This is a genomic window from Streptomyces sp. A2-16 (assembly GCF_018128905.1).
Taxonomy (GTDB): Bacteria; Actinomycetota; Actinomycetes; order Streptomycetales; family Streptomycetaceae; genus Streptomyces.
On sequence record NZ_CP063808.1, the window covers coordinates 2651670 to 2674297 of the forward strand.

Annotated in this window: 21 protein-coding genes; 10 read left to right on the top strand and 11 right to left on the bottom strand. The window is 72.6% G+C overall.

All coding sequences use genetic code 11. The features are described 5' to 3' along the window. Positions 1–153: 153 nt before the first annotated feature. Positions 154–1632, top strand: coding sequence for a cellulose-binding domain-containing protein (locus tag IOD14_RS11965; RefSeq protein ID WP_123992393.1), 1479 nt, complete (start codon positions 154–156; stop codon positions 1630–1632). 28 nt (positions 1633–1660) lie between these two features. Here the strand turns inward: IOD14_RS11965 and IOD14_RS11970 are convergent, their stop codons facing one another. The 7 genes from IOD14_RS11970 to IOD14_RS12000 all read right to left on the bottom strand — a co-directional run bounded on the left by IOD14_RS11970 (position 1661) and on the right by IOD14_RS12000 (position 8261). Continuing rightward, positions 1661–2353 carry a GntR family transcriptional regulator gene (locus IOD14_RS11970; RefSeq protein ID WP_212670217.1) on the bottom strand — a complete coding sequence of 231 codons (693 nt, stop codon included), beginning with the start codon at positions 2351–2353 and terminating at the stop codon, positions 1661–1663. A gap of 81 nt (positions 2354–2434) precedes the next feature. Next, positions 2435–3436, bottom strand: coding sequence for a proline racemase family protein (locus tag IOD14_RS11975; RefSeq protein WP_123992395.1), 1002 nt, complete (start codon positions 3434–3436; stop codon positions 2435–2437). A 34-nt stretch (positions 3437–3470) separates the two neighbouring features. Further along, positions 3471–4367: a dihydrodipicolinate synthase family protein gene (locus IOD14_RS11980; protein WP_123992396.1), complete on the bottom strand. Its 897-nt coding sequence runs from the start codon at positions 4365–4367 to the stop codon at positions 3471–3473. Between the two features lie 30 nt (positions 4368–4397). Next, a complete protein-coding gene (locus tag IOD14_RS11985) occupies positions 4398–5846 on the bottom strand; it encodes an NAD(P)/FAD-dependent oxidoreductase (RefSeq protein ID WP_212670218.1) in 1449 nt (482 codons plus the stop codon). Further along, complete coding sequence (locus IOD14_RS11990; protein WP_123992398.1) at positions 5839–6138, bottom strand: (2Fe-2S)-binding protein; 300 nt, start codon at positions 6136–6138, stop codon at positions 5839–5841. The genes IOD14_RS11985 and IOD14_RS11990 overlap by 8 nt, the downstream gene beginning before the upstream one ends. After that, a complete protein-coding gene (locus IOD14_RS11995; protein WP_212670219.1) occupies positions 6135–7349 on the bottom strand; it encodes an FAD-binding oxidoreductase in 1215 nt (404 codons plus the stop codon). The genes IOD14_RS11990 and IOD14_RS11995 overlap by 4 nt, the downstream gene beginning before the upstream one ends. A 90-nt stretch (positions 7350–7439) precedes the next feature. Beyond that, entirely contained in the window at positions 7440–8261 is an 822-nt protein-coding gene (locus IOD14_RS12000) for a hypothetical protein (RefSeq protein WP_123992400.1), read from the bottom strand. A 337-nt stretch (positions 8262–8598) separates the two neighbouring features. Between IOD14_RS12000 and rsgA the strand changes: the two genes are divergently transcribed. The 3 genes from rsgA to IOD14_RS12015 all read left to right on the top strand — a co-directional run bounded on the left by rsgA (position 8599) and on the right by IOD14_RS12015 (position 11796). After that, positions 8599–9711 carry a ribosome small subunit-dependent GTPase A gene (gene rsgA / locus IOD14_RS12005; RefSeq protein ID WP_212670220.1) on the top strand — a complete coding sequence of 371 codons (1113 nt, stop codon included), beginning with the start codon at positions 8599–8601 and terminating at the stop codon, positions 9709–9711. A gap of 220 nt (positions 9712–9931) precedes the next feature. Then, entirely contained in the window at positions 9932–11317 is a 1386-nt protein-coding gene (locus IOD14_RS12010; protein ID WP_212673254.1) for a DNA-3-methyladenine glycosylase 2 family protein, read from the top strand. Beyond that, complete coding sequence (locus tag IOD14_RS12015) at positions 11314–11796, top strand: methylated-DNA--[protein]-cysteine S-methyltransferase (RefSeq protein ID WP_212670221.1); 483 nt, start codon at positions 11314–11316, stop codon at positions 11794–11796. The genes IOD14_RS12010 and IOD14_RS12015 overlap by 4 nt, the downstream gene beginning before the upstream one ends. On the opposite strand, the gene IOD14_RS12020 is transcribed toward IOD14_RS12015, so the two are convergent. Further along, complete coding sequence (locus tag IOD14_RS12020; protein WP_123992403.1) at positions 11793–12164, bottom strand: PPOX class F420-dependent oxidoreductase; 372 nt, start codon at positions 12162–12164, stop codon at positions 11793–11795. The genes IOD14_RS12015 and IOD14_RS12020 overlap by 4 nt on opposite strands. Before the next feature lie 88 nt (positions 12165–12252). Then, positions 12253–12735: a DUF456 domain-containing protein gene (locus IOD14_RS12025; protein WP_123992404.1), complete on the bottom strand. Its 483-nt coding sequence runs from the start codon at positions 12733–12735 to the stop codon at positions 12253–12255. A 240-nt stretch (positions 12736–12975) separates the two neighbouring features. On the opposite strand from IOD14_RS12025, the gene IOD14_RS44240 reads away from it, so the two are divergent. The 3 genes from IOD14_RS44240 to IOD14_RS12040 are packed head-to-tail and all read left to right on the top strand — an operon-like array spanning position 12976 to position 17301. Then, complete coding sequence (locus tag IOD14_RS44240) at positions 12976–15108, top strand: protein phosphatase 2C domain-containing protein (RefSeq protein ID WP_249125899.1); 2133 nt, start codon at positions 12976–12978, stop codon at positions 15106–15108. A 54-nt stretch (positions 15109–15162) separates the two neighbouring features. Next, a complete protein-coding gene (locus IOD14_RS12035; protein ID WP_212670223.1) occupies positions 15163–16905 on the top strand; it encodes a pyruvate dehydrogenase in 1743 nt (580 codons plus the stop codon). 27 nt (positions 16906–16932) lie between these two features. After that, a complete protein-coding gene (locus IOD14_RS12040) occupies positions 16933–17301 on the top strand; it encodes a VOC family protein (protein WP_123994712.1) in 369 nt (122 codons plus the stop codon). Here IOD14_RS12040 and IOD14_RS12045 read toward each other — a convergent pair. Continuing rightward, positions 17298–18749, bottom strand: a complete 1452-nt coding sequence (locus IOD14_RS12045; protein WP_212670224.1) for a helix-turn-helix domain-containing protein — start codon at positions 18747–18749, stop codon at positions 17298–17300. The two genes, IOD14_RS12040 and IOD14_RS12045, sit on opposite strands and share 4 nt — an antisense overlap. A gap of 207 nt (positions 18750–18956) precedes the next feature. Between IOD14_RS12045 and IOD14_RS12050 the strand changes: the two genes are divergently transcribed. From IOD14_RS12050 to IOD14_RS12060, 3 genes are all read left to right on the top strand, one after another. After that, complete coding sequence (locus IOD14_RS12050; protein WP_123994710.1) at positions 18957–19574, top strand: hypothetical protein; 618 nt, start codon at positions 18957–18959, stop codon at positions 19572–19574. Between the two features lie 93 nt (positions 19575–19667). Beyond that, a complete protein-coding gene (locus tag IOD14_RS12055; RefSeq protein WP_212670225.1) occupies positions 19668–20132 on the top strand; it encodes a hypothetical protein in 465 nt (154 codons plus the stop codon). A gap of 805 nt (positions 20133–20937) precedes the next feature. Beyond that, entirely contained in the window at positions 20938–21360 is a 423-nt protein-coding gene (locus IOD14_RS12060) for an ATP-binding protein (RefSeq protein WP_123994708.1), read from the top strand. An 84-nt stretch (positions 21361–21444) separates the two neighbouring features. On the opposite strand, the gene IOD14_RS12065 is transcribed toward IOD14_RS12060, so the two are convergent. Beyond that, positions 21445–22482 (bottom strand): DUF2637 domain-containing protein, encoded by a 1038-nt coding sequence (locus IOD14_RS12065; protein ID WP_123994707.1) that lies wholly within the window; start codon positions 22480–22482, stop codon positions 21445–21447. Positions 22483–22628 lie beyond the last annotated feature (146 nt).

Here is a 22628-nt window from a genome sequence, read left to right on the forward strand (position 1 = left end):
CGTGGGGCAGTGGACCGAACCCTCGGTAACCGAATTGAATAGCTTGCTTGTCAGTTGTGTGGGAGACGTGAAAGGCTCCTGTCCTGCCGCGAGGTTCCCCCCAACTCCTTTGCCAGTATGGCGAGTTGACCTCGCTTTCAATGCAGGAGACTCATGCCCGACCTGCCGACCCCCCAGGACGCCGCCGAGGCCGCGCTGTTCTCCGAGTGCTGGGATGCCGTGCTGTCGTACGCCGATCTGTGCACGGCCGGCTCCACCGCCGCCACCGACCTGGCCACGGAGGCATTCTCCCTCGGGATGCGCGAGGCCAGGGACGCGGAGGCCGCCGTTCGCGGTGCCGGCCGCCGCCCGGCCCGACTGCCCCGAATACCCCTGCTGCTGACCGCCGTTCGCACCACGGCGGCGGACTGGGAGACCCAGGGCCTCGGCCACCGGCTGGACCCCGATCTGCGGCTGTGGCTCCACTCCGACAAGGCCGACCGCTACACCGGCCCGCCACTGCAACGCCCCATCGCCCTGCGCGGACTGCGCGATCTGCAGGCCGCGGACGCCGAACTGCTGTGGCTGGCCGAGGTGGAGGCGCTCCCGCTGCCCGCGGTGGCCCGCCGGCTCGGCCTCGACCCGGCCACCGTGGGCGACGAACTCGCCCAGGTGCGCGGCCTGTTCCGGGACCGCAGCCACCGCAACCATCTCGACATGCCGATGGACGCCCAGTGCCGCAGCTACGCCCGGCTGCTGGACGCCGTCACCCGCTCCACCTCCGGCGAGACCCCCGAAGACCTCTCCCGCCACCTCGCGCGCTGCCAGCAGTGCGCGGAGGCCGCCGCCTGTCTTCGCCTGCACGGCGGCGGGCTGCCCGCGGCCCTCGCGGGCGGAGTCATCGGCTGGGGCGGACTCGCCTATCTGGAGCGCCGCCGCCGGGCTGCCGAGGTGCGCCTGGGCGCCGGACGCCCGCAGGCCCTGGAGAGCGGGCCCCCGAACCCCGGCGCGCACAAGGCGAAGGTCGTGCGCAACGGACTGCTCGTCGCCGCCGTCCTCGTCTCCCTGCTCGCCCTCGCCGTCTCGATGATGCCGGGCGACGACATGGAGCAGGGGGTCGCCGAACCCGGCGCGAGCGTCACCGCCGAGGGCGAGCCGGTGGCCAACCCCACCCTGTCGATCCCCTCCGCAACCTCGCGGGCGCCCGGCTCGAAGAAGCCCTCCGGGACGCCCACGGGCAAGCCGTCCCAGTCCACGAGTGCGAAGAACTCCGGTCAGGAACCCCAGGGCACCTCCTCCGCCGGGGTCGAGGAGCCGGAGCCCAGCGAGAGCATCACCCCGACCTGCCGGGTCGCGTACTCCCTCGTCAACCAGTGGCCCGACGGCTTCCAGGCCGAGCTCACCGTCACCACCACCGTGGCTCTCGGCGACTGGCAGGTCACCTGGTCCTTCAAGGACGGCCAGAAGGTGACCCAGATGTGGGACGCGGACTTCACCCAGAGCGGCTCCGTGGTCACCGCGAACGCCACCGACTACAACAAGTCGGTCCCCGCGAACGGTTCGCTCTCCCTCGGCTTCCTCGCGTCCTGGCAGGGCAAGAACGCCCCGGCGTACGACTTCTTCCTCAACGGGCGGGAGTGCGCCAAGTCCTGACCCCGCCGCACCCCTGCGCGCCGCACCGCTACGGCGCGGCCCACAACCCCCGCACATGACCGATGTGCCGGGTCATCACCTCCCGCACCGCCCCCTCGTCGCGGGCGACCAAGGCGTCGAGGAGCTCGAGGTGCTCCTCGGCGGACGCCAGCAGGCGGCCGGACTTCACCAGCGGGGTGAGGCCGTACAGGCGGGAGCGCTTGCGCAGGTCGCCGACCACCTCGACGAGATGGGCGTTGCCCGCGAGGGCGAGCAGGCCGAGGTGGAAGCGGGTGTCGGCCTCGACGTACGCGATGAGGTCACCGGACACCGCCGCCTGGACGATCTCCCGTGCGGCCGGACGCAGCGCCTCCAGGGAGACCGGATCGGCGGCCGAGGCCAGCTCCACGACCGTGGGGATCTCGATGAGCGAGCGGATGTGGGTGTACTCGTCGAGCTGCTTCTCGGACACCTCGGTGACCCGGAAGCCCTTGTTGGGGACGGTGTCGACCAGGCCCTCCTTGGCGAGGTCGAGCATGGCCTCGCGCACGGGCGTGGCCGAGACGCCGAAGCGGGCGGCGAGCGCGGGCGCCGAGTACACCTGGCCTGGCAGCAGCTCGCCCGCGATCAGCGCGGCTCGCAGGGCGTCGGCGACCCGCTCCCGGTAGCTGCTCTTCTTGCCGCCGAGGACGGGCAGGGCGGGGGCAGCGGCGGTGGGGGCGCTGGATCGCTGGGCGGCCATGAGGGCATCTCCTAGTGGTGCTGACACGTGGTGCAATGTCACGCGGCACCCGGCATTATCCCCGCCGGGCCCGGGGCGGGTTCACAGCACGAATCCCGCCGGGAACGGGTCGGTCGGGTCGAGCAGGTACTGGGCCGTGCCGGTGATCCACGCGCGCCCGGTGAAGCTGGGCAGAACGGCGGGGCGGCCCGCGACCTCCGTCGTGCCGAGGAGCCGGCCGGTGAACCGCGTCCCGATGAAGGACTCGTTCACGAACTCGGTGTGCAGCGGGAGTTCACCGCGTGCGTGCAGCTGGGCCATGCGCGCGCTGGTGCCGGTGCCGCAGGGGGAGCGGTCGAACCAGCCGGGGTGGATGGCCATCGCGTGCCGGGAGTGCCGGGCGGTTGCCTCGGGGGCGAGCAGATGGACGTGGTGGCAGCCGCGGATGGAGGGATCCTCCGGGTGGACGGGCTCCTCCTCGGCGTTGATCGCCGCCATGAGGGACAGACCCGCCTTCAGGATGTCGTCCTTGCGGTCCCGGTCGAAGGGCAGCCCGAACTCCTCCAGGGGCAGGATGGCGTAGAAGTTGCCGCCGTAGGCCAGGTCGTACGTCACCGTCCGCCCGTCGGCCAGTGCGATCTTGCGGTCGAGGGCGACGGAGAAGGACGGCACGTTCCGCAGCGTGACGTTCTTCGCCCGCCCGTCCTCCACCGCCACCTCGGCGACGACCAGGCCCGCCGGGGTGTCGAGCCGGATCGTGGTGACCGGCTCGACGACCTCGACCATGCCGGTCTCCACCAGCACGGTCGCCACGCCGATCGTGCCGTGTCCGCACATCGGCAGATAGCCCGACACCTCGATGTAGACGACGCCCCAGTCGCAGTCCGGGCGGGTCGGCGGCTGGAGGATCGCGCCGCTCATCGCCGAATGCCCGCGCGGCTCGTTCATCAGGAGCTGCTTGATGTCGTCGCGGTGCTCACGGAAGTGGAGCCGCCGCTCGTTCATGGTGGCGCCGGGGATCGTGCCGATCCCGCCGGTGATCACACGGGTGGGCATGCCCTCGGTGTGCGAGTCGACGGCGTGCAGGACGAGTTTGCTGCGCATGACGCTCCTGGTGATCGGGGGGACGGTTCGACGCTCAGCTGAGCCCGGCCGCGACCGCCTTCTCGGTGGCGGCCCGCACGACGGACTCCTGCTCGGGCAGCAGCGGGACCCGCGGCGGACGGCAACTCCCGCCGTGGCGGCCCACGATGTCCATCGACAACTTGATCGCCTGCACGAACTCGACCTTGGAGTCCCAGCGCAGCAACGGGTGCAGCTGCTCGTACAGCCTCTTCGCGGTGGCGAGGTCGCCGCCCACGGCCGCCCGGTACAGCTCGACGCTCGACCTGGGCAGCGCGTTGGGATAACCGGCCACCCAGCCCTTCGCGCCCGCGAGCGCCAGCTCCAGCAGGACGTCGTCGGCGCCGATCAACAGATCCAGTTCCGGGGCGAGTTCGGCCAGCTGGTACGCGCGGCGGACATCACCGGAGAACTCCTTGACCGCGCGGACGAACCCCTCGGCGTGCAGCTTGGCCAGCAGTTCGGGCACCAGGTCGACCTTGGTGTCGATGGGGTTGTTGTACGCCACGATCGGCAGGCCCGCCTTCGCGACCTCGGCGTAGTGCGCGAGCACGGACCGCTCGTCGGCGCGGTAGGCGTTGGGCGGCAGCAGCATCACGGAGGCACAGCCCGCGTCGCGCGCCTGCTCGGCCCAGCGGCGCGACTCCGCCGAGCCGTACGCGGCGACGCCCGGCATCACGCGCTCACCGCCGATCGCGGCCACGGCCGTCTCCACGACCCTGGCCCGCTCCTCGGGCGTGAGCACCTGGTACTCCCCGAGCGAGCCGTTCGGTACGACACCGTCGCAGCCGTTCTCGACCAGCCAGGAGCAGTGCTCGGCGTACTTGTCGTGGTTCACGGACAGGTCGTCGTTCAGCGGCAGGGCGGTGGCGACGAGGACACCGCGCCAGGGGCGGAGGTCGGTGGTGGTCATACGGTTTCCCTCTCCATGGGGTGTGACATGTCATTGATCCCGGTGGGCGTCGTCCTGCGGTTCCTCGGGGGCTGCGGCCCGCGCGGGCCCCGCGGTCTCTCCGGCCCGCGCCAGCACCCCCAGCGGCACCGGTCGCGCGAACGGCCTGCGCCCCGGCGTCTCGGCGCACCCGGCGACCTCGGCCACCCCGGGCCCGCACACCCGGCCCTGGCACCAGCCCATCCCGGCCCGCGTGAGCAGCTTCACGGTCCGCAGATCACCGGCCCCCAGTTCCCGCACCGCCTCCCGCACCGCACCGGCCGACACCTCCTCGCACCGGCACACCACCGTCTCGTCGGTGACCTGCTCGGCCCGGTGCGCCGGCAGCGCGTACCCGGAGTCGACGGCGGCGAAGAAGGACCGCAGCTTCTCCCGGGTCCGTGCGGCGGCCGTCCACTCATGGGGATCCGGCGTCCGTCCGGCCAGCCGCGCCGCGATCGACCGCCCGGCGATGTGCCCCTCGGCGAGCGAGAGGGCGGAGCCGCCGATGCCGGTGGTCTCGCCCGCCGCCCACAGGCCGGGCACGTCGGTGCGCTGCTCGGCGTCCACGTGCACGTCCGTGCCGTCGAGGCGGCAGCCCAGCGCGTCGGCGAGGTCGGTGTGCGGCAGCATGCCGTGGCTCACGGCGAGGGTGTCGCAGTCGAGGCGCCGCCGGGTGTCCGGGCGCACCCGTCCGTCCCGGTCGAGGGCGGCGATCGTCACCGCCTCCAGGCGCTCGGTGCCGAGCGCCTCGACGACGGTGTGCCGCAGGAGCGTGCGGACCCGGTGCCGGAGCAACTGCCCCGCGTACCGGGCGCCTTCGGCCACCTTGTCCGGACGGCCCGCGAGCGCCCGGGACCGCCGCAGGAACGACGCCGGGTCGGCCGAGTCCACCAGCGCGGCGACCCTCGCGCCCGCCGCGGCGAGCCCGGTGGCGACCGGCAGCAGCAGCGGCCCGGTCCCGGCGACGACAGCGGTACGGCCGGGCAGCACGAGCCCGCCCTTGAGCATGGCCTGCGCCCCGCCGGCCGTGACGACACCGGGCAGGGTCCAGCCGGGAAAGGGCAGGACCTTCTCGTAGCCGCCGGTGGCGAGGAGGACCGCGTCGGCGCGCACCTCGGCCGCCTCCTCCTGCCCCGGTCCGACGAGGGCGTGCACGGTGAACCCGCCGGTGTCCGGGCGCTCGACGAACCACACGTGATGGTCCGTCAAGTGCCGTACCGCGCCCGCCCGCACGTGGGTGCGCAGTCCGTCGCGCAGTCTCTCCCAGGTCCGCCACTGATGGTGCAGTGCCTGCGGGCGGCGGGCCCCGAGCCCCGGTGCGGGCTGCCGGTAGAACTGCCCGCCCGCCTCCGCCGCCGAGTCGACCAGCGTGACGTGGACGCCTCGTGCGGCCGCCGCGAGAGTGGCGGCGAGCCCGGCCGGGCCCGCGCCGATCACCGCCAGGCGCGGTTCACTCATGGCGGCCCGTTCCCTCCTGCGTGCGGATCGCGTCGCCCGGTCGCAGAGGCAGCAGGCAAGCCCGTTGGTTCGGGCGGTCGTTGACGGTCACCAGGCAGTCGAAGCACACGCCGATACCGCAGAAGATCCCGCGCGGGCGGCCCTCGCCGCGGGTGCTGCGCCAGGAGGTGACCCCCGCCGTCCACAGCGCGGCGGCGACGGTCTGGCCCGGCAGGGCCTCGATCTCCCGCCCGTCGAGGGTGACGGTGAAGGCGGGGCCGGGCTCGGCGCGCGCCAGCTCCAGCGGATTCACGAGGCCTCCTCGGCGTCGGACGACGGGCGGGGCGAAGGGTGGGACACGGAGGTGGGCGGGGAGGCGGGCGGGGACGCGGGGAAGCGGTCGGGCCGGAAGGGCGCGAGATCGAGATCGGGAGCCTGCCCGGTCAGCGCCTGGGCGATCAACCGCCCTGTCCCGGTGGACAGTCCGATGCCGGCGCCCTCGTGCCCGCACGCGTGGAACAGTCCCGGCACCCGCGGATCGGGCCCGATCGCGGGCAGGTGATCGGGCAGGTACGGCCTGAAGCCCAGATACGTCCGCATCGCGCGCACCCGCTCCAGGAACGGGAACAGCCGGGTCGCGCCCGCCGCCAGCGCACGCAGCGCGGGCAGCGACAACGAGCGGTCGAAGCCCACCCGTTCCCGGGTCGCGCCGATCAGGACGGGCCCGGCCGCAGTCCCCTCGACGACCGGGGAGGTCTGCAGGGCCGCCGAGTCGCTGGCCACGTCGGCCACGTAGTCGGCGGCGTACACCTTGTGGCGGACCAGACGGGGGAGCGGTTCGGTGACGAGGACGAAACCGCGCCGGGGGAGCACGGGCAGGTGCACTCCCGCCAGCGCGGCCAGCTCGCCGCCCCAGGTCCCGGCGGCATTGACGACCTGCGGCGCGTGGATCTCGCCCCGGTCGGTCCGCACCCCGCGCACGGCACCGTCGGCGCCCCGCAGCACCTCGGTCACCGCGCCGCCGAACAGACGCGCACCACTGGACCGTAGGAGATGAGCGGCGGCCAGCGTCGGCATGACCTGCGCGTCCTGGGGGTAGAGCACACCGCCCGCGAGTCCGGGGGCCAAGTGGGGCTCCAGTGAGCGGAGTTCGTCCGCGTCGACCCGCTGCGCCCCGACCCCGGCGGATCGTTGCCCGGTCGCGAACCTGTCCAGGGCTTCGAGGCCCTCCGGAGTGGCGGCGACGACCACGCCGCCCTTGAGCTCGTACTCGACGGCGTCGCCGACCTCCTTCGCCAGGTCGGCCCACAACCGGCCGGACAGCAGGGCGAGTTCGAGCTCGGGTCCTGGTTCCTTGTCCGAGACCAGGAGATTGCCCTCCCCGGCACCGGTCGTGCCGCCGGCCACCGGGCCGCGGTCGACGACGATCACGTCGAGCCCCGCCCGGGCGGCGAACAGGGCACAGGCCGCGCCCACCATCCCGGCTCCGACGACCACGACATCGCAGGTCAGTCGCTTGCTCACGTCAGTACTATGTCACATACCGCTGTCGTGGGGAACACCTCCTGGGCGCGCACCCCGCCCGCCCGGCCCTCGGCCCGCCCCCCCGTGCCCTCAGTCGATCTCCCCCGGGTCGGCGGACGGGGTCCGGCCGGCCTGGACGTCCTTCAGGCGGGGCGTGCCCAGCTTCACCGCCTGTTCGGTGCTGTCCCTGTCGGCCCCGTCGAGGCCGCCGTTGGTGACGGTGATCGCGTCCGTGCCGACCCGCACGGCCGCGACATCGAGGGTGAGGGTGGTGGGAGCTCCGCCCGAGGTGCCCTGGACCGTGACCCGCAGCCCCTGTCGGGCATCGCCCTCCGCGGGCAGGGAGAACCCGGTCACCTGGACCGTGCGCGCGGCGCCGGAGCTGTCCTTGGCCGTGAACTGGTCGCACTTGACCGGCAGACTCCCCAGCCAGTCGAACGACGAGTCGAGCCCGGCCTTGTCGTAGGCGGCGACCTGGTACAGCAGCCGGGACTCGCCCTCCTGGAAGCCGGTGAGCGCGGACGCCCCGGACGGCTTGCCCAGCAGGTCCTCGGAGTAGAGCCGGTCGAGAAGCTTCTGGCAGTCGGCCGCGTCCGCCTTGCCGGTGAGGAAGTCGGCCACGTCCACCTTGCCGACCAGCAGGCTGTCGCGCCAGTCGGCCGCGTTCTTCACCTGCGTCCAGTCGTCCTCCAGGTCCGCCTCGGTCACCAGCGCGGCCCGCGCCCCGGCCTCGGTGAGCGGGGCCGGGGACTCCTGCGCGAGGGGCGAGGACGAGATCTCCGAGGTGTCCGCGCGCGCCGGGCCGCTGTCGTCGCCGTCCGAACACGCGGCGGTCGTCAGCAGGACTCCGGCTGCCAGCGCCGGGGCGAGAACACGCAGGGGACGGGACGGACGGGACGGACGGTGGGTCATCACGAGCGCTCCTGGAGGTGGGGGTCGCTTCCCATGCCACAACCGCTCCTCCCGTACGACCAGCGCACCGGGCTGTTCGAGTGAGGCGGGAGACCCGGGCCTCCCGCGACGGGCCCCGGAAATACGGTGGCGCCCCCGATGCCGGTGCCTCTAAGGTGGGACCGCTTCGCACGGCGGCTCATGGCTGCCGTGCCCCACGAGTGAGGACGAGGGAGGTGTCGACCGATGGCTGTCTTTGCGACGAGCGCTGCCCGCATCCAGATCATCAAGTCCACCTCCGTGGCCGTCGGCTGACACCAACTCCTCGTGCCGGGGCCACCCTTGTGAAGGGTCTCCCTTGACTTCCAGCTCGACTTCCAGCTCCACTTCTCATGTTTTCTCCGCTCTCGCTCCCTACGGCTGGGACGAGGCATGGGCGGACGCGTTCGCCCCCTACGAGCCCGAGGGGCTGCTGCCCGGACGGGTGGTCCGGGTCGACCGCGGGCAGTGCGACATCGTCACCGCCGACGGGATGCTGCGGGCCGACACCGCCTTCGTCACCCCGCACGACCCGATGCGGGTCCTGTGCACCGGCGACTGGGCCGTCGTCGAACCCGGGGGCAACCCGCGCTACGTACGGACGTATCTGCCACGCCGTACCGCCTTCGTGCGCTCCACCTCCTCCAAGAGGTCCGAGGGGCAGATCCTCGCGGCCAACGTCGACCACGCGATCGTCGCCGTGTCGCTGGCCGTCGAACTCGACCTCGGCCGCATCGAACGGTTCCTGGCCCTGGCCTGGGAGTCCGGCGCCCAGCCGGTCGTCGTCCTCACCAAGGCCGACCTCGTGCCGGACGCGGTGACCCTCTCGCATCTCGTGCAGGACGTGGAGACGACGGCACCGGGAGTTCCGGTGCTGACCGTCAGCGCCCTGGACGGTGACGGCCTCGACGTGCTCGTCGCGGTCGTCTCCAGTGGCACGACCGTGCTGCTCGGACAGTCCGGTGCCGGGAAGTCCACCCTGGCGAACGCGCTCGTCGGCGAGGACACGATGACCGTGCAGGCCACGCGGGACGCGGACGGGAAGGGGCGCCACACCACCACCACCCGCAACCTCCTCGCAATGCCCGGCGGCGGCGTCCTGATCGACACGCCCGGCCTCAGGGGCGTGGGCCTGTGGGACGCCGAGACCGGTGTCGGACAGGTCTTCTCCGAGATCGAGGAACTGGCGCAGCAGTGCCGCTTCCACGACTGCGGGCACGAGAGCGAGCCGGGGTGCGCGGTCCTGGCCGCGATCGACTCCGGTGAGCTGCCCGAGCGGCGGCTGGAGAGCTACCGGAAGCTGATCCGGGAGAACCAGCGGATCGTGGCGAAGACGGATGCGAGGCTCCGTTCGGAGATTCGGAAGGAGTGGAAGAAGCGGGGGGCGCAGGGCAAGGCGGCGATGGAGGCGAAGCGGGGGCGCTGGGCGTAGCCGGTCGTTCGTCGGGTGCGGCTGGGTGGGGGCTGGTCGCGCAGTTCCCCGCGCCCCCAGGTGGGTTACGGCTGGGCGTGGCCGGACTGCACCCACTCAGGGGCGCGGGGAACTGCGCGACCGGCCCCGACGGACCCGCACCCGCCCACCGGCAGAACCGATCGTCGTGTCCGTTTTCCGCCAGCCGTACCCTCCCCGGCGGCGGACACTGGAACACGTGATGGACGAAGACACCAGGTACGAAGCCGTCCGCAGCCGGGACGCCCGGTTCGACGGGGAGTTCTTCTTCGCCGTCGAGACGACTGGGATCTACTGCCGGCCCAGCTGTCCCGCGGTCACCCCGAAACGCCACAACGTCCGCTTCTACGCGACGGCCGCCGCCGCGCAGGGTTCCGGTTTCCGGGCCTGCCGGCGGTGCCGTCCGGACGCGGTCCCCGGCTCCGCCGACTGGAACGTCCGGGCGGACGTGGTGGGCCGGGCGATGCGCCTGATCGGCGACGGAGTCGTCGACCGGGAGGGCGTCGCCGGGCTCGCCGGCCGCCTCGGCTACAGCACACGGCAGGTCCAGCGCCAGCTCACCGCCGAACTCGGCGCCGGACCCGTCGCCCTGGCCCGCGCACAGCGGGCCCACACCGCACGCGTCCTGCTCCAGACCACCGGCCTGCCGGTCACGGAGATCGCGTTCGCGTCGGGCTTCGCCAGCGTGCGGCAGTTCAACGACACGGTCCGCGAGATCTACGCCTCCACGCCCAGCGACCTGCGGGCCGCCGCCCGGACCACCCGCCGCGCGGCCACCCCCGACGCGGGCATTCCGCTACGGCTCGCCCACCGCGGCCCCTACCGCTCCGGCGCCGTCCTCGACCTGCTGGAGAGCGAGGCCGTACCCGGCGTCGAGGAGGTGAGCGGGGCACCGGGCAGGCGCACCTACCGCCGCACCCTCCGCCTCCCGCACGGCACCGGCATCGTCGCCGTCCACGAACGCCCCGGCACGACCAGGACCACCTCGGGCGCGCACCCCGGCGGCTGGCTCGACGCCCATCTGCACCTCACCGACCCCCGCGACCTGACCACCGCCGTCGGACGGCTGCGGCGGCTCTTCGACCTCGACGCCGATCCCTTCGCCGTCGACGAGCGCCTCGCCGAGGACACCCGGCTCGCCCCCCTGGTCGCCGCCCGCCCCGGCCTCCGCTCGCCCGGCGCCGCCGACCCCGAGGAGTTCGCCGTACGGACACTGGTGGGCCGCAGCGCGGCGCAACAGCTCGTCGAGCGGTACGGCAAGACCCTGGACGCGCCCTGCGGCAGCCTCACCCACCTCTTCCCCGAGCCCGCGGCCCTTTCCGGGACCACCGGACCCCTGGGCACCCTGGCCACCGCCCTGGCCGACGGCACCGTACGACTGGACCCGGGCGCCGACCGCGACGAGGCGCAGCACGCGCTGCTCGCCCTGCCCGGCCTCGACGCCCGTACCGTCGCCGTCATCCGGGCCCGCGCCCTCGGCGACCCCGATGTCGCCCCACCGGGCCTCGACACCCCCGACATCTGGCGCCCCTGGCGCTCCTACGCCTGGCAACACCTGCGCACAGCAGGAGAGTTGGAGCAATCATGACCACCCGCTGGACCCACCTCGACAGCCCCGTCGGGACCCTGCTCCTCACCGCCGACGAGACCGGCGCGCTGACCTCGCTGTCCGTCCCCGGGCAGAAGAACGGCCGTACCGTGCAGGAGGGTTGGGTCCACGACCCGGCCCCCTTCGGGGACGCCCGGGAGCAGCTCGCCGCCTACTTCGCCGGTGAACTCAAGGAGTTCCAGCTGAAGTTGTGCCCCGAGGGCACCGAGTTCCGGACCCGCGTCTGGGACGCCCTCGACGACGTCCCGTACGGCGCGACCACGACGTACGGCGAGATCGCCGCCCGCGTCGGAGCCTCCCGTGTCGCCGTCCGCGCCGTGGGCGGGGCGATCGGCGCGAACCCCCTGCTGATCCTCCGCCCGTGCCACCGCGTGATCGGCGCGAACGGCTCCCTCACCGGGTACGCGGGCGGGCTGGAGCGCAAGACGGCCCTGCTCACCCTGGAGGGCAGCCTCTAGGACTCCTCCAGCCCCCAGCTGTGGATCCGCCGCGGATGGATGCGGATCAGCTCCTCGCTGAAGTGCGGGCCCAATTCGTGCGGGCCCGTGAGGAGTTCGGCCTCCCCGCGGATGTCGATGCCACGTACCCGCCACGGTTTCAGGCTGGCGATGTCGTCGACGACCAGCGCGACCTTCGGGTTCGTCCGGAGGTTGCGCCATTTCTTGGTGCGGCCCATCGCGTGGCCGCCGATCAGGATGGTGCCGTCGTCCTGCGGGAAGAAGCCGACCGGGTTCGCCTGCGGCTGTCCGTGCGGATCGACGGTGGCGAGCCGCCCCAGCCGCTGGGACCTCAGATACGCGCGCTCGGCCTCACTGAATTCGGTCATGGCAGCCACCCAAACACGCCCACGCCGCCCGCACATCGGAATACCGGCCGAGGACCGACCGGGGACCGACCGGGGCTGCCCTCCTGGGTCAGCCCCACAGCACCGCCCCCAGCCACGCCCCCATGATCAGCAGGCAGGTGAACAGCTCCGCCAGCACGCTGGAGCCGCCCGAGTGCATCGCCGTGCGCAGGGCGGCCCTCGCCTCGCCGTGGCGGCCCAGGCGAAGGCGTTCCGAGAGGTAGATGCCGCCGATGAAACCGGGGATCGCGCCGAGCACGGGGATCAGGAAGAACCCGAGAAACGCGCCCACCCCGGCGTACACCCCCATGCGCGGGGTGGCCCCGCTCGCCCGCAGCCGGCGTGGGGGCAGCGCCCAGCGCACCACCTGGGAGAGGAGCAAGGCGGCGGTGGCGGCCACGAGCACCCCCCACGCGACCGGCTGCGGATCCTTCAGCGCCCACCACAGCACCGCGGCCCACACCAGCCACGAGCCCGGCACACCGGGCACCAGAACCCCGACCAGGCCGAACAGCATGACCAGGCCGACCAGCAGGAGGTCCCACACTCCCATTCGTCCAGGGTGCCGGACGGTGAAAGGAACCGCAGATCAGCCCTGATCGGTCAGGGAATGCGGGAGGCGGCTGGAGCGCACCCGGTCCGAAGCCGTCGCAGGACACGGCCCGGCGTCGGCAAACCTCATGGGCCACACCTGTTCGACAGCTCACTCGCCACGCCGTTCGACGCGCCCGGTCGGGCCTGATTTTCCGGATGCCCCGTTTTCATACGGCCCGTGCGGTGGACAATTGGGGGCATGAGCCAGCAGGGGGGAAAGCCCACCGGTCACGAGGACGACTGGTGGGGGCAGCTGTACGACTCCACCGACGACACGGGCCCCACCCGGGCCCCGGACACCCTGGACGACCGCTTCGCCTCCGCGGCGGGGACGGTGCGGCACGGCGCCGACGGCGCCGGAGACCAGGACACCGGGTGGGCGAGCGCCGGCCGTGCGGGTGCCGGGTCCCGTGCGGGCGAAACAGCGGGGCCGTCCGCCTCGGCCGAGGACAGCGGGCGCCGGGGGGTCGTGGACGAGCAAGGGATCCGGCCCGGTACCGGGGTTCCCGCGCCGCGGACAGGCGTCTCCGACGCTCCGGCTTCCGCACCGGGCGGGCACCGGGCCCCGTGGGAACCGCCCCCCGACACACCCGCGTCCTTCCCGCCCGGCCCCAAGCCATCAGGCTTCGTCGAGCGCGCCCCCGACGACCGCCCCTCCTCGCCACCCGGTGGGCGTGCGTCCACGGAGACGCCTCCGGCCACGACCGTCCCTGCCTCGCGCATGCCGGCCGAGCCCCCAAGGCCGCCGACCGCACCACCCCCGACCCCGTCCACACCACCCCGCCCGACGGCACCGCCCCCGCCACCGCAGGATGCCGAGCGGGTCGGCTCGTCCAGCCGTGAGGGTGGCCCGGTCGGCGACGGGTCGCGGGAGGGCGATTCGGGGGAAAGCGCCGCCGTCGACCCCAGGGATACCGTCGGCCGTGTCGGGGACGCGCACAGCGCCGACCGCGCCGAGAGTCTCCCAGGGGCGTCGGGCGGAGACGGAGCCGGTACACGTCGTACCGAAGGGGACTGGTGGGCCGCCGCACCCGCACCCGCACCCGCACCCGCACCTGTGTCCGGACCCGCACCCGCACCCGCACCTGCGTCCGGACCCGCACCCGCCTCCGCACCTGCGTCCGGACCCGCACCCGGCACCGGTCCCAGCTCCGACTCCGACCCCGACCCCGGCCCTGAAATTCCTGAAGCCGCACCACCCCACCCCGTCGGCCCCCCATCCACCCAGCCCAACCCCGCACCCGAACCCCCCGCACATGCCCCGGACCGCGACCCCCGTCAGGAGCAGCGGCCCGGCGACTCCTCCACTCCCGCGCCGCAGGCACTCCGCACGGCTACCCGAGTGGACCTGCCCACCCTGCCTCCCGCCCCCGTCGGATTCGTCGGCTCCGGGCCGCCCACCTACGACGCCGAACCCACCGCCCTCCCGCCGGCCGACCCAGACGAGCTCGACGACCTGGTCGCGGACACCGTGCTGGACGGGGCCAGGTACGGGGCCTGCACGCTGCGCGCGGTGTCCGTGCGCGGGGACTCGGCCAGGTTCCGGGGCGAGCCCCGGCGGGACTCCCTGCTCACCGCCCGTTTCGGCACCGGCGACCAGGCGCTGGTCCTCGTCGCCATGGCCACCGGCGCCCGCGCCACCCCCGGTGCCCACCGCGCCGCCGCCGAGGCGTGTCACTGGATCGGCCGGGCCGTGGGACGCAGCCATGCCCGGCTCGCGCAGGACATCGGCGCCGCCCGCAGGGGCGACCTCAAGTCGGGGCTGCACCGGCTCACCGACCGCAGTCTCGGCAAGCTCCGCGCCAGCGCCGTGGAGCAGGGCATCGACCCGGAGGAGTACGCCGCCACCCTGCGCTGTCTCCTCCTGCCCGCCGACCCCGACTGCCGTATTCGGGTCTTCTTCGGCGTCGGCGCGGGCGGTCTCTTCCGCCTGCGGGACGGCGAGTGGCACGACATCGAACCCCGGATCACCGACACCATCGGTGAACCGGTCGTCGGGTTCGGCTCACTGCCCTCCGAGACGCCCGACGGCGACCGCCTCACCATGGATCTGGGCATCCCCACACCCCCGAGCCCCTACGAGCCCGCCCCCGAGCCGCCTCGCGAAGCCTTCCGTTTCCGTGCCTCCGTCGCCCGGCCGGGTGACACCCTCCTGATGTGCACCGGCGGCCTCGCCGATCCCCTGCGCGGCGAGCCCGAACTGTGCGAGTACCTCACGGGAAGGTGGTCGGGCCCCACCCCGCCCGGTCTCGCCGCGTTCTTCGCCGACTCCCAAGTCAGGGTCAAGGGATATGCCGACGACCGTACGGCTGCCGGTGTTTGGGAGGCGTGATCGCGGCCATTGTGGATTGATGGACCCAAGGAGACCGAAGGGGTGCATGGAGCCATGGCCAAACAGAACGTCGCCGAGCAGTTCGTGGACATCCTCGTCAAGGCGGGGGTGAAACGCCTCTACGGCGTCGTCGGCGACAGCCTCAACCCGGTCGTGGACGCGGTGCGCCGCAACGCCGCCATCGACTGGGTGCATGTCCGGCACGAGGAGACCGCCGCCTTCGCCGCGGGGGCGGAAGCACAGATCACCGGAAAACTGGCCGCGTGCGCCGGCTCCTGCGGGCCCGGCAACCTGCACCTCATCAACGGCCTCTACGACGCCCACCGCTCGATGGCCCCCGTCCTCGCCCTCGCCTCGCACATCCCGTCCAGCGAGATCGGTCTCGGCTACTTCCAGGAGACCCATCCCGATCAGCTGTTCCGCGAGTGCAGCCACTACAGCGAGATGATCTCCAACCCGAAGCAGATGCCGAGGCTGCTGCAGACCGCCATCCAGAACGCCGTCGGCCGCTCCGGCGTCAGCGTCGTCACCCTCCCCGGCGACATCGCCGACCAGCCCGCCCCCGAGAAGGCCGCCGAGACCGCCCTCGTCACCTCCCGGCCCTCCGTCCGCCCCGGTGACACGGAGATCGACAAGCTCGTCGAGATGATCGACAAGGCCGACAAGGTCACCCTGTTCTGCGGCAGCGGCACCGCGGGCGCGCACGCCGAGGTCATGGAGTTCGCGGAGAAGATCAAGTCACCGGTGGGGCACGCCCTCAGGGGCAAGGAGTGGATCCAGTACGACAACCCCTTCGACGTCGGCATGAGCGGTCTGCTCGGCTACGGCGCCGCCTACGAGGCCACCCACGAGTGCGATCTGCTGATCCTGCTCGGCACCGACTTCCCGTACAACGCCTTCCTCCCCGACGACGTCCAGATCGCGCAGGTCGACGTACGGCCCGAACACCTCGGCCGCCGCTCCAAGCTCGACCTCGCCGTCTGGGGCGATGTGAAGGAGACCCTGCGGTGTCTGACGCCGCGGGTGAAGGAGAAGACGAACCGGCGCTTCCTCGACAAGATGCTCAAGAAGCACGCCGACGCGCTCGAAGGGGTCGTCAAGGCGTACACCCGCAAGGTCGAGAAGCACGTCCCGATCCACCCCGAGTACGTGGCCTCCGTGCTGGACGAACTCGCCGACGACGACGCGGTGTTCACCGTCGACACCGGTATGTGCAATGTGTGGGCCGCCCGTTACATCTCGCCCAACGGCCGTCGCCGCGTGATCGGTTCGTTCTCGCACGGGTCCATGGCGAACGCGCTGCCGATGGCGATCGGGGCGCAGTTCACCGACCGGAAGCGACAGGTCGTGTCGATGTCCGGGGACGGTGGATTCTCCATGCTGATGGGCGACTTCCTGACCCTCGTGCAGTACGACCTTCCCGTGAAGGTCGTCCTCTTCAACAACTCCTCGCTCGGCATGGTCGAGTTGGAGATGCTGGTCGCCGGGCTCCCGTCCTACGGCACCGCCAACAAGAACCCCGACTTCGCGGCCGTGGCCCAGGCCTGCGGGGCCTACGGCGTGCGTGTCGAGAAGCCCAAGGACCTCGCCGGGGCGCTGAAGTCGGCGTTCAAGCACAAGGGGCCCGCCCTCGTCGACATCGTCACCGACCCCAACGCGCTCTCCATTCCGCCGAAGATCAGCGCCGAGATGGTCACCGGCTTCGCCCTGTCCGCCTCGAAGATCGTCCTCGACGGCGGAGTCGGCCGCATGCTCCAGATGGCCCGCTCCAACATCCGCAACGTGCCCCGGCCCTGAGGGTCGCGTGGGTGCGAGACTGGCCGCATGCCGGACATCTCCTTCACCGAGGTCGCGCCCGTCGTCCCGGTCCGCGACCTCGACGCGGCCCTGGAGCGATACCGCCGACTGGGCTTCGCCGCACGTGCCTACGACGGTCCGGAGCGGTACGGCTTCGTCGAGCGGGGCGCGGTCTCGATCCACCTCAGCGAGTGGTCCGAGCACGATCCGCTGCGCACCGGAGCCGTCGTCTACCTCTATGTGAGTGACGCCGACGCCGTCCATGCCGAATGGGCGGCGTCCGGAGTCGAGGGCCGCTTCGTCGGGCCGGCCGACACGCCTTACGGACTAAGGGAGTTCACCTACGTGGACGCCGACGGCACGGCGCACCGCGTGGGTTCCCCGGCCGGCTCCTAGCCCTCGGATTTCACCCACGCCCGCTCGCCCGCGGCGTTCGTGCCGTACCAGAGACGGGTCAGGCCCTTGGTGCTGGTCGTGCGGAACGGACGGCCGTGGTCGTCGATGCGGACCGTGCCGGTGCGGCCCTGGGAGGACCAGTCGAGTTCGAGGTACCAGTTGCAGTCGTACGTCTGCGTCGTCGCGGTGACCAGCAGCACCTCCGGGTCCGTGGCGGAGACCCGGTAGGGGAACTCCACCGCGGGCACGGTCTGTCCGCTGTCGTTGCCGGCGACCGCGTGGGCGATGGGGCGGTCGATGTCCAGGTTGACGTCGAAGCCGCGGGGGGTGAGCCCGCCGCCGCAGCCCTGGTCCATGGCGTACGCGATACCGGGTGCCGGGGAGCTGCGGCCGGTGATCCGGACGCGGAGCGCCTCCAGGACGACGGCCGTGGACGACCGCCCCTGCACGGAGATCTGCACCTTCGTCTCCCGCCCGTGGATCGCGCCCTGGGTCGCCGCCCAGGTGCCGGCGTCCTGGACGAGCGGGGGCGGGGGAACCTGGGAGGGCGGCTTGTCGATGACGTAGTCGTGACCGCAGCCTCCCTCCCAGATCTGGGAGTTCGCGCTCCAGGTCAGGGGAGTGCCGACGGAGGTCCCCTGCTTCCCGGCCCCCGTGTTCTTCTTCGAGGTGCCGCGGCCGGGGGACGCCGAAGCGGAGGGTCCTGTTCGGGTGGCACCGGTGGAGGGGGAGGCGGACGTGGCGTCGGGGCTCGGTGACGGCGATCCGGAACGGCCGGGCAGGCTCGACGCGGTCGTCCGGGACGACGGGTCGGGAGCCTGGGCCACCTTGTCCGAGGCAGGACGGCCGGACGGCAGCGCCGAAAGACTGCCCAGGGTGGCCAGAGCGACCACGACGGCGGCCGCGGTGACGAGGAAACGCCGACGGCGGTACCAGGGGAGCGGCGGGGGAGCAGCGGACGCCGTCACGTGCACGGTGTCCGGCTCACCCGCACGCTCACTGTCGCCCTCTCCCTCTTCCCCGCTCTCCGGTCCCGGCCCACCGGCCGCCTCCGCGCGCGGATCGCCCTCCGCCCGGGCCGACACGACGAGGGCCTCCGACGACTCCGACGCTCGCGACGGCTCGGACGGCCCAGACGGCCCAGACGGCCCAGACGGCTCTGTCGGCTCCGCGGTCCGTGGCCGCTGTCTCGCCGCCACCGCCGACAGCCACAATCGGTGCAGTTCCATCCGCTCCGCGGCCGACGCCCCGCACAGCGCCGCGAACCGCTCCACCGGAGCGAAGTCGACCGGGACCGCGTCGCCCGCGCAGTACCGGTGCAGGGTCGAGGTGTTCATGTTCAGGCGCCGGGCCAGCGACCCGTAGCTGCGGTCCGTGCGCTCCTTCAGCCGCCGCAGCAGCGCCGCGAACTCCTGCACGTCGTCCCCGTGATCCTGTACTTCCGACACCGACTCCCCCAGATCCGTATCCCAGGCACACCATATACCTGCACGTCAGAGGGGCTGGGATGGTTCCACCACGGCGAAAGGGCCGTCAGCCGTTGCGCCGGACTCCTGTGACGTCCGATGCTCTTGGTGTCGCACCGACCAGGGCCGGACCGACCAACCGGCGGCGGGCGTCATTCCATTTCCATGCACTCATCACGGGGGACACCCATGCCCATGCGCACCCGAGTCGGCACACTGGCCGCCCTCGCCGTCACCGGTCTCGCCCTCGGCGCGACGCTCGCCACGCCGGCGGAGGCCGCGCCCAAGGCGCCCGGCTTCCTCGCGGCCGCCGACCTCCCGCCGCACCCGAGTTCCTCGTGGACGGCCGGCAAGGTCACCCGCGGGGCCGGTGAGGAGGGGCTCGGCGTCTGTGCGAAGACGGACGTCCCGGCCCGCTCCTCCGCGTGGCACCGCGACTTCCGCACCGAGCTGGAGACCGGCGCCCGCCAGGTCACCGTGGTGCTGCCCGACACCGCGTCGGCCAAGAGCCTGGTCACCCGGCTGAACCGGGACTTCACGTCCTGCGCGGCCCGGATCGAGAAGGCCGACCCGGAGACCGAGGCCACCGGCAAGGACTACGGGAAGCTGTCCGTCGAGGAGGGCGCCCACGTCTACGGGCTGCACACCGAGAGCTCCTGGGGCGCCCTCGACGTCAACCTCATGTCGGTCGGACGGGATGGCCGGACCGTGACCGTCGTCGACTGGGGCCAGATGGGCCGCCTCAGCGACGCCCCGGTGAAGGCCTTCAAGAAGACGACCGTCACCGCGGTGAACAAGCTCCACTGAGCAGCGGGGTCGCCCTCCCGCACGGGGGTCGGGCGGGCGGCCCCGCGGACCACATCACCAGCAGCAGCAACAGAAAGAAAACGGGGAAGACAGATGAACACGACCAAGGCGACCCGCCGCACCACCCTGGCCGTCGGCCTCGCCCTGGCCCTCGGCCTCGGCGTCACCGCCCAGGCCTCCGCCGGAGCACCGCGCAGCGTCAGCGGCAAGCCGTCCGACAACATCACCCGCATCGCCGACTTCTACGGCGCCTACATCGACGCGGTCGACGACGAGGGCGGCGGCGCGCTCCAGGACGCGCTGCGCGCGCACTACCTCACGCCCGCCTTCCAGAAGGAGCTCACCGCCTGGGAGGAGAAGGAGCACGCCGACGGCGTCCTGCGCGCCCAGAACGTGCCCCTCGCCTGGAAGGTCACCGACAACGGAACCCGCGACTACACGGAAGCCGTCGTCACCCTCACCTGGAGCGCCGGCCAGACCAGCACCCTCGTCGTCGACATGACCCGCGGCAGTCACAAGATCCTTCACATCGGAACCAAGGGCCTCGGGAGCAAGTAGCGGCACATTCAGGCCAGTTTCCCGGCTGCCCCAGCCCTTCGCCGGGTACGGCCGGGACGGCAGCGCGCAGTCGGCAGATCGGCCCATGCCGGGTGGTCCCGGTGTCCCGGGGCCGCGTGGGCCGGGTGCCCCACGGCATCGGGGCCCGCTGTCGCCTCCGGGATCGGTCGCACCCGCCCACCCCCGCTCGCCGGGCCCCGATCCTCGGGTGCCGGCGGCGGGGGTGCGCGCCGTTCGAGGGGCGCGCGGGACGTCGTACGGCAGGCTCGTCGTCCAAGGACATGGGCGGGCGCGTGGGGTGCCCGAGGGCCCCTCCGCGCCTGGGTGCCCAGGTCCGCCCGCTCCGCCCGCCCTCCGGTACCACGCCGCCGACCAGGTACTTTCCCGCGCCTTCCCGCTCGTGAAGAGGTGCCGCACGGCCCGGGGCGTTCGGTACGCGGCCACCGGTTCGCGGGGCACATGCCGCACGGAGGGGACCGGCGGCACAGGCGCCGCGGGCCGGACGGCCCGGGTGGATCGGCGCCGGGCCCGGAGAGTCGCGACCGCGCCCTCGCGGACGGCGGTTCGCGGGGCGTGGTCCGGGAGTCGCCTGCCCTGTCGGCGCGGCCGTGGTCGCCACCGCAAACGTGGCCGAACACCTGGTCGTTGACGATTCGACATGACTGCCGCATGAACTACGGGGCATGGATCCCCGTGAACGTGTTCGAGCAGGAGGGGAACCGACATCGGCACGCGGGCGGGGGTCATGAAGAGGCAGGCACGAGGAGGCGGTCCCACGGCAGTAGGGGCCTTCTCGGCACAGACCATGGAGGAGAAGGCCGACGGCGTCCGGGAGCAGGCGCAGTCGCCTCAGCTCCGACGCAGACTGGAGCGGGCGGACCTGGGGGCCGTACCCGAGACACGCAGGGCCCTGCGTGAGCTGTTACGACACTGGGGGAGGCCCGGACGATCCGAGATAGCCGAACTGCTCACCAGTGAACTCGTCACCAACGCACTCGTGCACACCGACCACGACGCGGTCGTCACGGCCACGGTGGGGCCGCGGGCCCTGCGGGTGGAGGTGCGGGACTTCGTGGCCCGCAGGCCCCGGATGCGCGCGACGAAGGCCGACGACGGAACGCACGGCAGGGGCCTGATCCTGGTGCAGTCCCTCGCGGACGCCTGGGGCGTACGGGCCCACGGTGTGGGCAAGGCAGTCTGGTTCGAACTCGACGCCGGAGCGGCGTGAACCACGGGAAGGGGGCGTGACCGCGTCGGTCACGCCCCCTTCCCATGGTGCTCCGGCCTTCAGGCCGCGCCCTTCAGCCCGGCCTCAGCCGAACTGCTGCTCAAGATCCTTGAGTTTGCGCTCCAGAGAGTCGAGACGCGGCAGGGCCATTGTGTCGTCCTCCGCGGTGAGGTCGACCGAGTGCGACTCGGAGGCCCCGCGGACGGGCTGGAGAGAGGGACGCTGGCGCACCGGCAGCGGCTCCGGGGTGGATATCGCGGGCTCCGCGGAGGCACGCTCCAGAGCGGCCTGCGGCTGCTGCTCCAACTGGCGCCCGCCGCCCCGGCCGACGAAGCCGCGATGACCCCGGCTGATGGCCTTGAGCTGCGCCCGCTCCACGCGTTCCTGCTCGCGGCGCCGAAGACGGGCCGCCTCCTTCTGACGCTTGTCCTCGCGGACCTCGTCGACCGCCTCGTCGAGGCTGCGGACGTTCTCCAGCAGCATCAGGGACCAGGCCCTGTACGTCTCGCGGGGCGCCCTCACCCAGCGCACCACGCGGATCTGCGGCAGCGGCCGCGGCACCAGGCCCTGCTCACGGAGTGCGGCCCGGCGGGTCTGCTTCAGCGCCCGGTCGAACAGCACGGCCGCCGAGAGCGACATGCCGGAGAAGAACTGGGGGGCGCCGTCGTGGCCGAAGCCCCGCGGTGCGTGCACCCAGTTGAACCAGGCCGCCGCGCCCGCGAACGTCCACACGAGTATCCGCGAGCCGAGGGCCGCGTCACCGTGGCTGGCCTCGCGCACCGCGAGCACGGAGCAGAACATCGCCGCGCCGTCCAGTCCGAACGGCACCAGGTACTGCCAGCCGTTGGTCAGGCCCAGGTTCTGCTCGCCGAAGCCGACCAGGCCCTTGAAGGAGAGTGCCGCGGCGACCGCCGCACAGCAGAACAGGAGGACATAGGAGGCAGTGCCGTATATGGCTTCCTTGCGCCTGCGGCGCTCCTCGCTCCGCTCCCACGAGTCGTCTTTCGCGTGCTCCCCGCCGGACCGCTTGCTCCGCGCGAGCACCGCCACCGCCGCCAGCATGCCCAGGAGCAGTACGGCGCCCGGAAGCAACCAGTTCAGCGATATGTCGGTCAGTCTCATCTGGGGTCCCTTGCATTGGGATAGGGCGTAACGCCCGCCATAGTGGCCCACACCCGCCGACCCTCAGGGGGTTTCGGGGCAAGAGGCCGCCAAGGAAGTGCAAGGGATTGCCCAGGGCAGCGTTTTGCTCGAACTGCCGCTTGAGG

Bases quoted from the DNA above. Each gene is read 5' to 3' on its own strand.
- IOD14_RS12065 (WP_123994707.1), bottom strand. From the start codon at position 22,482: ATGAGACTGACCGACATATCGCTGAACTGGTTGCTTCCGGGCGCCGTA.
- IOD14_RS12040 (WP_123994712.1), top strand. From the start codon at position 16,933: ATGCCGGACATCTCCTTCACCGAGGTCGCGCCCGTCGTCCCGGTCCGC.
- IOD14_RS12015 (WP_212670221.1), top strand. From the start codon at position 11,314: ATGACCACCCGCTGGACCCACCTCGACAGCCCCGTCGGGACCCTGCTC.
- IOD14_RS11980 (WP_123992396.1), bottom strand. From the start codon at position 4,367: ATGACCACCACCGACCTCCGCCCCTGGCGCGGTGTCCTCGTCGCCACC.
- IOD14_RS12025 (WP_123992404.1), bottom strand. From the start codon at position 12,735: ATGGGAGTGTGGGACCTCCTGCTGGTCGGCCTGGTCATGCTGTTCGGC.
- IOD14_RS11985 (WP_212670218.1), bottom strand. From the start codon at position 5,846: ATGAGTGAACCGCGCCTGGCGGTGATCGGCGCGGGCCCGGCCGGGCTC.
- IOD14_RS12000 (WP_123992400.1), bottom strand. From the start codon at position 8,261: ATGACCCACCGTCCGTCCCGTCCGTCCCGTCCCCTGCGTGTTCTCGCC.
- IOD14_RS11975 (WP_123992395.1), bottom strand. From the start codon at position 3,436: ATGCGCAGCAAACTCGTCCTGCACGCCGTCGACTCGCACACCGAGGGC.
- IOD14_RS12010 (WP_212673254.1), top strand. From the start codon at position 9,932: ATGGACGAAGACACCAGGTACGAAGCCGTCCGCAGCCGGGACGCCCGG.
- IOD14_RS44240 (WP_249125899.1), top strand. From the start codon at position 12,976: ATGAGCCAGCAGGGGGGAAAGCCCACCGGTCACGAGGACGACTGGTGG.
- IOD14_RS11965 (WP_123992393.1), top strand. From the start codon at position 154: ATGCCCGACCTGCCGACCCCCCAGGACGCCGCCGAGGCCGCGCTGTTC.
- IOD14_RS12050 (WP_123994710.1), top strand. From the start codon at position 18,957: ATGCCCATGCGCACCCGAGTCGGCACACTGGCCGCCCTCGCCGTCACC.
- IOD14_RS12055 (WP_212670225.1), top strand. From the start codon at position 19,668: ATGAACACGACCAAGGCGACCCGCCGCACCACCCTGGCCGTCGGCCTC.
- IOD14_RS12060 (WP_123994708.1), top strand. From the start codon at position 20,938: ATGGAGGAGAAGGCCGACGGCGTCCGGGAGCAGGCGCAGTCGCCTCAG.
- IOD14_RS12020 (WP_123992403.1), bottom strand. From the start codon at position 12,164: ATGACCGAATTCAGTGAGGCCGAGCGCGCGTATCTGAGGTCCCAGCGG.
- IOD14_RS12035 (WP_212670223.1), top strand. From the start codon at position 15,163: ATGGCCAAACAGAACGTCGCCGAGCAGTTCGTGGACATCCTCGTCAAG.
- IOD14_RS11970 (WP_212670217.1), bottom strand. From the start codon at position 2,353: ATGGCCGCCCAGCGATCCAGCGCCCCCACCGCCGCTGCCCCCGCCCTG.